The 9,473-nt window shown below is 36.3% G+C and carries 9 protein-coding genes; 4 read left to right on the top strand and 5 right to left on the bottom strand.

Annotated elements, in window-relative coordinates:
• Nucleotides 1–190 precede the first annotated feature (190 nt).
• On the top strand, nt 191–1,579 hold the full coding sequence (gene asnS / locus IGQ45_07155) for an asparagine--tRNA ligase (protein ID MBF2056990.1): 1,389 nt from the start codon (nt 191–193) through the stop codon (nt 1,577–1,579).
• A gap of 565 nt (nt 1,580–2,144) precedes the next feature.
• Here the strand turns inward: asnS and IGQ45_07150 are convergent.
• The gene (locus IGQ45_07150; GenBank protein ID MBF2056989.1) at nt 2,145–2,912 is read right to left on the bottom strand and encodes a response regulator transcription factor; all 768 of its coding nucleotides are present in this window, start codon (nt 2,910–2,912) and stop codon (nt 2,145–2,147) included.
• 399 nt (nt 2,913–3,311) lie between these two features.
• Here IGQ45_07150 and IGQ45_07145 point away from each other — a divergent pair, with 399 nt between their 5' ends.
• Nucleotides 3,312–3,686: a PilZ domain-containing protein gene (locus IGQ45_07145; GenBank protein ID MBF2056988.1), complete on the top strand. Its 375-nt coding sequence runs from the start codon at nt 3,312–3,314 to the stop codon at nt 3,684–3,686.
• A gap of 6 nt (nt 3,687–3,692) precedes the next feature.
• Complete coding sequence (locus tag IGQ45_07140; GenBank protein MBF2056987.1) at nt 3,693–4,724, top strand: bifunctional hydroxymethylpyrimidine kinase/phosphomethylpyrimidine kinase; 1,032 nt, start codon at nt 3,693–3,695, stop codon at nt 4,722–4,724.
• Nucleotides 4,725–4,877: 153 nt separating this feature from the next.
• Here IGQ45_07140 and IGQ45_07135 read toward each other — a convergent pair whose 3' ends face one another.
• The 3 genes from IGQ45_07135 to IGQ45_07125 all read right to left on the bottom strand — a co-directional run bounded on the left by IGQ45_07135 (nt 4,878) and on the right by IGQ45_07125 (nt 7,892).
• Nucleotides 4,878–5,414 carry a DoxX family protein gene (locus tag IGQ45_07135; GenBank protein MBF2056986.1) on the bottom strand — a complete coding sequence of 179 codons (537 nt, stop codon included), beginning with the start codon at nt 5,412–5,414 and terminating at the stop codon, nt 4,878–4,880.
• Between the two features lie 283 nt (nt 5,415–5,697).
• Nucleotides 5,698–6,690 (bottom strand): UDP-glucose 4-epimerase GalE, encoded by a 993-nt coding sequence (gene galE / locus IGQ45_07130; protein MBF2056985.1) that lies wholly within the window; start codon nt 6,688–6,690, stop codon nt 5,698–5,700.
• 533 nt (nt 6,691–7,223) lie between these two features.
• A complete protein-coding gene (locus tag IGQ45_07125) occupies nt 7,224–7,892 on the bottom strand; it encodes an IS6 family transposase (GenBank protein ID MBF2056984.1) in 669 nt (222 codons plus the stop codon).
• A gap of 331 nt (nt 7,893–8,223) precedes the next feature.
• Here IGQ45_07125 and IGQ45_07120 point away from each other — a divergent pair, with 331 nt between their 5' ends.
• A complete protein-coding gene (locus IGQ45_07120; GenBank protein MBF2056983.1) occupies nt 8,224–8,934 on the top strand; it encodes an ABC transporter ATP-binding protein in 711 nt (236 codons plus the stop codon).
• Nucleotides 8,935–8,941: 7 nt separating this feature from the next.
• Here IGQ45_07120 and IGQ45_07115 read toward each other — a convergent pair whose 3' ends face one another.
• The gene (locus IGQ45_07115) at nt 8,942–9,085 is read right to left on the bottom strand and encodes a hypothetical protein (GenBank protein MBF2056982.1); all 144 of its coding nucleotides are present in this window, start codon (nt 9,083–9,085) and stop codon (nt 8,942–8,944) included.
• Nucleotides 9,086–9,473 lie beyond the last annotated feature (388 nt).

Here is a 9,473-nt window from a genome sequence, read left to right as displayed (position 1 = left end):
TGTCTTCTTGTCAAAAACAAATCAATTTTGATCCTGACTTTGAAAACACCCTGCTTTTTAAGGTCGGTGGAGGGCGCCCTTCACCCCATGTAACTCCTTACACGGTAGGAATGGAGACTAAACTAAATTATTCAACAACCCCTAAATATGTTACAAATAATTTTAGACAGCTATTCATTATTACAATATTATGAACCAAAGGATTATTAACATTTTACGCACAGGAAAACCCCAAGAAACAATTAACATTAAAGGCTGGATTCGCACAAAAAGAGAGTCTAAAAAATTTACTTTTATTGAAGTCAGCGATGGCTCATCTTTAGCTAATTTACAAGTTATTTTAAGTGAAGATTTAGCCGATTATGGCAATTTTATCAAAAAGTTAAATACGGGCGCTTCTGTGGGCATAGAAGGCATTTTGGTAGAATCTCCAGCCAAGGGGCAAAGGGTAGAATTACAAGCAGAAAGCGTTACTATTTATGGTGAATGTGATGGGCAAGATTATCCCTTACAAAAAAAACGTCACTCGCTGGAATTTTTGCGCACCATTGCCCATCTTCGGGGTAAAACTAATACCATGGGCGCGGTGATGCGAGTGCGTAATGCTTGTGCTACAGCTATCCATCAATTTTTCCAAGAAAAAGGCTTCTTATGGGTGCATACTCCCATTATTACCGCTAGTGATTGTGAGGGCGCTGGGGAGTTATTCACGGTGACTAATTTCGATTTAGATAATATTCCCCGTCAGAAATCGGGGGAGATTAATTTTAAAGAAGATTTTTTTGGTAAACGGGCTTATTTAACCGTAAGTGGGCAACTAGAAGCAGAGATTATGGCCATGGCTTTTAGTAATGTTTATACTTTTGGGCCTACTTTTCGGGCAGAAAATTCTAATACTTCTCGTCATTTGGCGGAATTTTGGATGGTTGAGCCGGAAATGGCTTTTTGTGATTTAGAAGGTGATCAAAATTTGGCGGAAGAATTTTTAAAATATATCTTTAGTTATGTGTTGGAAAATTGTCCAGAAGATATGGAATTTTTTAACCTGAGAATTAATGATCAAGTATTAGCAAATGCTGATAAAATTATTAATAATGAGTTTGCCAGAATTACTTATACTGAGGCAATTAATTTATTGGAGAAAAGTAGTAAATCTTTTGAGTTTGACGTGCGCTGGGGCATTGATTTACAATCAGAACATGAGCGTTATTTAGCGGAAGATTTATTTAAAAAACCGGTTATTGTGACGAACTATCCTAAAGATATTAAGGCTTTTTATATGCGTCTCAATGATGATCAAAAAACGGTATCTGCTATGGATATTCTAGCACCCGGCATCGGTGAAATTATCGGTGGTTCACAACGGGAAGAACGTTTGTCCGTGTTACAAAGCAGAATTGAAGAATGTGGGGTGGAGGGCGCTGATTTGTGGTGGTATCTGGATTTAAGGCGTTTTGGCACTGTGCCTCATGCTGGATTTGGTTTAGGTTTTGAGCGCTTAGTGCAGTTTATGACGGGTATGGATAATATCCGTGACGTGATTCCCTTTCCGCGCACTCCCATGAATGCTGATTTTTAGCGGTTTTATCCCTAGGGTAAGGGTGGCGATGTATAGGTGGTGCTGAAAAAGTGAAGTCGTGAGGGCAAATTGACAATGGACAATGGATAATTGACAATTATGAGGTTTTACTATCCTCATGTAGTATATGTAATTTTGTATTTTAACTGCATTTTATTTAAAAAAAGCGTGATTTTGCGTATTTTTTGATGCTTGTAGTCTTTCTTACAGCAGTTTTCATTTCCTTAAACCACAATTTAGATAGTCACAAAGACTCCCTTTGCGTCTTAGCGCCTTTGCGAGAAACAAAAAACGTGGTTTATTCATGTGAAATGCACTGTAACCCTTATTAACCAAAACTTTTGAGTTATATCAGGTTCGGATAATTAGTTACAAATAGATTATATCTTCGCAATTTACCCACCGTGTAATGAATTACACGGCTAACGGTACCTCGTTCAATAAATTGAACTAAGATTGTTTTTAATTGATTTATAAGTGATCGCGCAGCGGCAGCCTTCGGCTGATCAAGCGGACTTGATATTATTCAGTAAATCCTAATTAGTAGTTAGTTTTTCATTATCCATTAAATACCGACACTGATTCTATCTTGATGATGATAGTGTTTCGGATGATGATTCAGCGCCCTCCCCTCTGCCATAGACTTAGTCTTACCCAATAATTCAAGGTTGAAACGATAACCAACATTTCTGACGGTTTGAATTAAATTCGGTTGACGAGGATCAATTTCAATCTTTTTGCGCAATGATAACACATGAGTATCAATAGTACGCTGATTTTCAATGGCTTCGGGCCAAGCGCGCCTCAACAATTCACTACGACTCAACGGAATTCCCTGCGCTTGAGTAAGCACATATAATAGACTAAACTCTTGGGGAGTCAGATCGATAAATTCCCCCCTAAATTCTACCCTTCTTTGTACTAAATCAATTTTCAAGTCACCAAAATCTAGGGTGAGGGGCGCATTATTAACTCGATACCGTCTTAATAAAGATTCGACGCGCGCTAAAAACTCCTGCACACCAAAAGGTTTTTTGATATAGTCATCAGCGCCCGATTTCAAGCCTTTAACCACATCTTTTTCACCAATTTTTGCTGATAAGACGAGAATTAGACACTGATTAACCTGAGATAACCAGTTACAAAATTGGATTCCATCCCCATCAGGCAAATCAGAATCAACAATCATTAAGGTTGGGGGATTTTTGTCGAGATCAAACTTAGCCTGTTGAATAGTGCTGTATTGATGGGTGACATAACCTATCTGTTGTAAATGCCAAGTCAATAACGATCTTAAATGAGAGTTACCTTCAACTATAGAGATGTAAATCACTTTTTCAGTTACTAATATGTTGAATCTTTGATAAACTTAGCATAACTAAGGAATTGTCAAGATGTTGTAACAAATAATACTTAGGGGTTAATAAAAAATTGCTATGGAGTGATTAGGGAAAAAGCAAAAAGTTTCAACCCCTTACTACCAAATAGTTATTTGTGAGTTAATTTCATGATTCTCATTGTTAATTTTTCTTTTCAACTGGCTTGATTTAGTGGTATTCTTTGTTGTGATGTTAAAGCCTAACTACTATTATGGATTAACCAAAAAGGCAAAGATTATGAGTGCTAAGTTATCTTTCTGTTGTTCTTTCCTTAACCAAAAATTATTGATTAATTCAGCAGCACCAAGTAAATAATTACCTAAAATATTCTGTTATTTAAAGAGCTTTAGATTATGGATAGTACTAATGAAAAAAGATTTAATCGTCGCATCCTTGCCGTATGCAGAGTCTTAGATGAAAATAAAAATTTTCTCGGTTTTACCCTTGATTTAACAGTTGAAGGTATTCAATTAATTGTCAATAAAAATTTTCCTCTCCAAGAACAATTTGTCATAGTTTTAAGCCAAAATGTTAATGATGAAGACAGTAGTTATCAAGAAATTACTGTAACCATAAAACAAAAATGGCGTTCTGAAACTAATGAAGAATATGATCAAATTGGTGGAGAAATTATCGCAGTTGATCTTCCAGAAGAATTAAGTAAATTAGTTAAATTTTGCGATGAAAAAGCTAAAGAGAAATATCAATTTGATTTAAAATTAGTATAGTTATTTATGACTCAAAAACAACAATTTATTGAGCAAATTAATAAAAAAAAAGATGATTTATTTGCTATTTTAGATAAATTTACCGCTCTCAAATTATTAGTGGTGGGAGATTTAACCCTTGATGAGTTTATGACTGGGGAAGTTGAGCGTTTATCAAGAGAAGCGCCCGTCTTAATTTTACGTCATGAGGAAACGCGCCAAATACCGGGGGGGGGCGCTAATGCGGTGTACAATTTAGCCAAACTAGGGGCAAAAATTACTGTAGCTGGATATGTAGGTGATGATATTCAGGGAGAAGCCTTAATGGATATTTTTCACCAAGCGCACATCGACACCCAAGGAATTATTAAAGATAACCAGCGCCCGACAGTTACCAAAACTCGTATCGCAGGTCATGCAAGACAATCTGTCACTCAACAAATCGTGAGAATTGATCGCAAATCTGACCAATTACCAGCGCCCTCCCTGCAACATAAACTAGCTGATTTTATCAAAAATTATGGCAGTGTAGTGGATGGCATCGTTTGCTCCGACTATGGTGATGGAGTGTTTACTCCTACTGTTATAGCTCCATCCCTTAAGCATGATTTAGTGGTGGTAGATACTCAAAAAGACTTACACCGCTTTCAAGGGGCAACAATTTTCACCCCTAATCTTCCTGAAGCTGAATTAGCTGTGGGTTATGCCATCCCCGACGAAGTCACATTACTTCAAGCTGGAAAAGATTTACTACAACAAACTAACGCCCGATATATCCTCATTACCAGAGGAGAAGAAGGCATGAGTTTATTTTCCCGTGATGGAAAAATTGACCATATTCCAGCCTTTAACCGCACAGATGTATTTGATGTGACGGGCGCTGGAGATACTGTCGTCTCAGCCTTATCCCTCGCCCTCGCCTGTGGTGCTACCCCGTGGGAAGCATCGATATTAGGTAATTTAGCGGCTAGTATTGTGGTTAGGGTATTCGGCACGGCTACCACTAGCACCACCGCCATGAAAGAAGCCTTAACAGTTTATCTTGACGACAACCTTTAAATTTATGCTAGGGATTGGTGAAAAAGGGCAAAGGTTTAAAGGTGACTAGGCTTCAGGTTGCAGGTTTCAGGTGTAATTTTCAAACCTAAGACCTAACTTCCGATACCTGACACCTTTACAAATGTGCTTAAAACCGATACGCTATAGGGTTTACTAGGAAAAAGATTTTTCTTTCAAAGAATCAGAATCTTGATAAGACTTTTCTAGTAACATAATCTGTTTTGCTTTTTGACTCAAAAGATTTTTATTAATCACATTAAGCAACAAAGCATCGGTAGAGAATAAACCACCACCATTGACTAAGAAAAACAAAAAACAACCAGCATAAATGGCAGATAACTCCAAATAAGGGAGACTTAAACCAGCCACCAAAATATGATGATACATCGCCACACACATAGTGCCAAATAAACCCAAAGAAGCCACTCTAGTAAATAAACCAAGGGCAACTAAAGGCGCACCGATTAACTCTGTGTAGGCTGCCACATAGCTAAAGAAAATAGGAAAAGGTAAGCCAATATAAGAGACATAAGCCTCAGCAAAACTCTCAATATTACTTAATTTGTCCATGCCATTATGGACCATCATAATACCAATTACCGCGCGCAACAACGCCCAAGCAGTTTGTGAGCCTAAACTGACTTCGCAGTTAGGTTGCAATACTTTGCTAATGATTAAGTTTAATTTCATGATTATTCGTTAATAATTGCTTATCATTAAGTTTTGATTGATAAAACTTAATATTTGCTTTACATATATTAATATAACCCATTATTCTGAGAAATAGCTTATGATCCCAGATCATATTCATTACACTGTGGGTTAAGACACTAAATCCAGCGCCCTCCACCCTATTTTTAAATATTAGGAATAGAATATATCGCTCTTTTGTCATTATCTGAAATCATTGTTGGGTTGCGTTAGCGCTAACTCAACCTACAAGTTTAGGATTAGTGATCAAAAGAACTTGATATTATTTATAATTTTTCTGATGTCGTTGTTGATGCCATTGCCAAGCATGATTGATAATAGTTTCAATATCGGGATATTGAGGTTGCCATTGCAAAATTTCCCGTGCTTTTTGGCTACTACCGACTAGAATAGGAGGGTCTCCAGCGCGCCTCGCCCCAACCATCACATTAAAATCTATTCCTGTGACTTTTTTTGCCGCCGCAATCACTTCTTTAACCGAGAAACCGCTACCATTACCGAGATTAAATACTTCGCTTTTACCTCCCTTGAGCAAATATTCTAAACCGATGAGGTGGGCTTGAGCTAAATCCGTGACGTGGATATAATCCCTAATACAAGTGCCATCAGGGGTATCATAATCATCCCCTAAAATAGTAATATGATCCCTTTTTCCTAATGCAGTGTAGAGAGTAAGAGGTATTAAATGAGTTTCAGGATTGTGATCTTCCCCAATCATACCATCAGGATCAGCACCAGCAGCGTTGAAATAACGAAAAGCTACATATTCCCAATTATAGGCGCGCTGAAAGTCTTTTAACATATTTTCTACCACTAACTTAGTATAGCCGTAAGTATTGATCGGGCGCTGGGGATGATGTTCGGGAATAGGTAATATTTCGGGGATGCCATAGGTAGCGCAGGTAGAAGAAAAAACCAGACGGCGCACGCCAAACTCTTCCATTACTTCTAACAAGTTAAGAGTTGACACCACATTATTACGATAATACTTGGTGGGGTTAGTCATGGATTCTCCCACATAGGCATAAGCAGCAAAATGAATCACTCCTTCGATGTCATTTTCTTGAAATACTTTGGTTAATAATTCTTTATCGCTTAAATCCCCTACTACTAACTTTGCTTGTAAAGTTTGGGCAACGTCTCCATGTCCATAAACGAGATTATCGAAGATAATTAAATCATAACCACGCTGTTGCAATAGTTTAACAGTGTGTGAACCGATATAACCAGCGCCCCCCGTCACTAAAATCGTCATAATATCATTACTTAACTATTTTGCTCATATTGTATAGTGAACTAAGCTACAATGTTAAATTAAATGGACAGCATAGAAATGAATTATCGAAGAATAAAGGCTTGAAACCTTTGCCCTTTGCCCCTTTAACTTTTCCCTTTTTCAAACCTTTGCCCTTTGCCCTTTTAACTTTTCCCTTTTTCAAACCTTTGCCCCTTGCCCTTTTAACTTTTCTCTTTTGAAACCGTGAATCAGCGCCCGTCACCCTTTCTCAACACCCATTATGGTTTATTAGGATTGCATCCTTCTGCCTCAGAAATTGCCATTCGTCGCGCCTATCGAGAATTGAGCAAAAAATATCATCCTGACACCACTGATTTACCCGTGTTGGAAGCCAAGCAAAAATTTCAGACTCTTAACGAAGCCTATCACACTCTCGCCAACCCAGATCGGCGCTACCTCTACGATTTAGAAATTGGTTACTCCCGTTGGCACGTTATTCATAATTCTCTGGATATGGTGGAGGGCGCTGGGTATGACTCACAACGCTCTGCTTATCTTGATCCTAGCGATCGTCCTTTGTCTTCGGGGGAGATTTTTGCCCTATTTTTAATGGGATTTACCTTATTTTCCTGTACCATCTTAGTATTTTTTCTGTCATGGCTTAAAACTTGATTATCAGGTTGATTTTCTTCTTGGTTATTATTATTTCCTAATCCCATAAAACTTAAAATTAAATATCCTGATAAAACTAAAAAAGCAACATAAATAAAACTTTCTAAAAATTTATTTTCTTTCTTTCTTTTTGGTCTTTTTTGATAAAGTAATTTTTGGGTGTTTAACTCGTCAGTATTAGAAATAGTTTCCGCAAAAAATAATTGTGCTTTTTCCTTATTCCTTCTGGCACTAATCATGAAATCAAGGGTATTTCCTTGGGCATCCAGCGCCCGATAAAGATACTTTTTTCGACCTTGTAAATAAAAAGGAATTTGCACCACTCGCCAACCTTTACGATGTTTCCTTTGAGTTTCTAGCCAACGTTTTTTCGCTAAAACTGCATAATCAGTAACTAAATTATTGATAGTGTTAGAATCAATTCTGAAGCCCCTTTCTTCCATTACCGTTTTAAGTTCAGTATAAGTTAAGGGATAGGAAACATACCACTGCACACACAACAGGATAATTTCCTCTCTAATTTGACTCCAATGATGAGCATTCCTCATAATGATACTGATGATCAGCTTTTACGGTATTATGATTATAACGAAGGTGATCATATCATGTTTTTTCTCTAGTTGTGTTGATTTTACTTTTAAATAAACTCAATTTTTTGTTTATTTAACTAAATTAAGGTTTAGATATACTACAGAGTCAAAAAATATGTAAAAGCAATATTGTTTAAACAAAAATAGCCTTAAAAATACAAAGTAATAAACACCACCGTCAGAGGATAAACCTCTATAATTGTCAATTATCCATTAGCATCACGGCATTACTTTTTCATCAACCCCTAATTAACTATTACTCCAAATTAACTATTAAAAATAACTATAAATGTCAGCTCTTAATATTCAAAACTTACACTTTAACTATGAAAACAATTTAATTTTAAAAGACTTAAATTTAATTATAAAACCGGAAGAAAAAGTAGGTTTAATTGGTTCCAATGGCTGTGGTAAAACGACTTTATTTTTGACAATTTGTGGAATTTTAGCACCACAAAAAGGACTGATAACCGTATTTAATAAAAAGATAAATCAAGGTAAATTCTACCCTAATATTGGCTTTGTATTTCAAAACCCTAATGATCAATTATTTTGTCCAACGGTTAGAGATGATATTATTTTCGGTGCAGAAAATCTGGGGTTATCTCCCACAGAAATTCAACAGCGCCTGTCATCAGTATTAGAAGCCACAGGCGTAGCGCATTTACAAGATAGAGTCTCCCATCAATTGTCAGGAGGCGAAAAATGTATGGTTGCCATTGCTTCCATTTTGATTATGCAACCCAAATTAATATTATATGATGAACCGAGCGCTAATTTAGACCTAAAAGCGAGACGAAGGTTAATTAATTTTTTGCAATCTTCACTGGAAACTCTGATGATTTCCTCCCATGATTTAGAAATGATTAGAGAAGTATGTAACCGAGTAATTTTGTTAAATAATGGTCAAATTATTGCCGATGGCTACCCTGATGAAATCATGTCAAATGAGGAGTTAATGGCAGAAAATTGTTTAGAAGTTCCAGCTTCATTGTGTTGATTCTAACTCATTTTTTTTCAGATTTTAACCAAGAAGCTAAAGGTTCATCATTTTCATCTAACTTTAAAATACCTGCAAAAAAGCCACCTAAAAAAGCAATAGGTTGCCGTGAAATCTCGTTACAAATAAAACTTAATTCTGTTAAAAACATAGATTATTATGATTGTTTGTTTAGTATTGCTATATTTTAGTTATTTCCTTACCGTGTAATGAATTATATCAAGTTCGGATAATTTGTTGCCAATAGATTCTGCCTTCGCACTTTACCCACCGTGTAATGAATTACACGGAACCAACAGTTTTTCGTTCAATAAATTGAACTAAGATTATTTTCAATTTATTTATAAGTGGTTAAATGAACCTAATATTACATCATACAACAGAGCCTAATTAATTAGGGTTTGCTGAAAAAGTATTTTGGTGAGGGGAGGTGTCGCGGCTTCGGGTGTCAGGTTTCAGGTGAAATGCTTATAAGTTTAAGACTTTAGCCAAATAGTTATTTTTCATAAATTGCTCATTTGTATCAATTATTTTTGATT

The organism is Cyanobacterium sp. T60_A2020_053 (genome assembly GCA_015272165.1).
Taxonomy (GTDB): Bacteria; Cyanobacteriota; Cyanobacteriia; order Cyanobacteriales; family Cyanobacteriaceae; genus Cyanobacterium.
The sequence above is the reverse complement of the archived record's forward strand: the minus strand, read 5'-3'. Positions and strand labels throughout refer to the sequence as shown.

Bases quoted from the DNA above. Each gene is read 5' to 3' on its own strand.
- asnS (MBF2056990.1), top strand. From the start codon at position 191: ATGAACCAAAGGATTATTAACATTTTACGCACAGGAAAACCCCAAGAA.
- IGQ45_07145 (MBF2056988.1), top strand. From the start codon at position 3,312: ATGGATAGTACTAATGAAAAAAGATTTAATCGTCGCATCCTTGCCGTA.
- IGQ45_07140 (MBF2056987.1), top strand. From the start codon at position 3,693: ATGACTCAAAAACAACAATTTATTGAGCAAATTAATAAAAAAAAAGAT.
- IGQ45_07135 (MBF2056986.1), bottom strand. From the start codon at position 5,414: ATGAAATTAAACTTAATCATTAGCAAAGTATTGCAACCTAACTGCGAA.
- galE (MBF2056985.1), bottom strand. From the start codon at position 6,690: ATGACGATTTTAGTGACGGGGGGCGCTGGTTATATCGGTTCACACACT.
- IGQ45_07125 (MBF2056984.1), bottom strand. From the start codon at position 7,892: ATGAGGAATGCTCATCATTGGAGTCAAATTAGAGAGGAAATTATCCTG.
- IGQ45_07120 (MBF2056983.1), top strand. From the start codon at position 8,224: ATGTCAGCTCTTAATATTCAAAACTTACACTTTAACTATGAAAACAAT.
- IGQ45_07115 (MBF2056982.1), bottom strand. From the start codon at position 9,085: ATGTTTTTAACAGAATTAAGTTTTATTTGTAACGAGATTTCACGGCAA.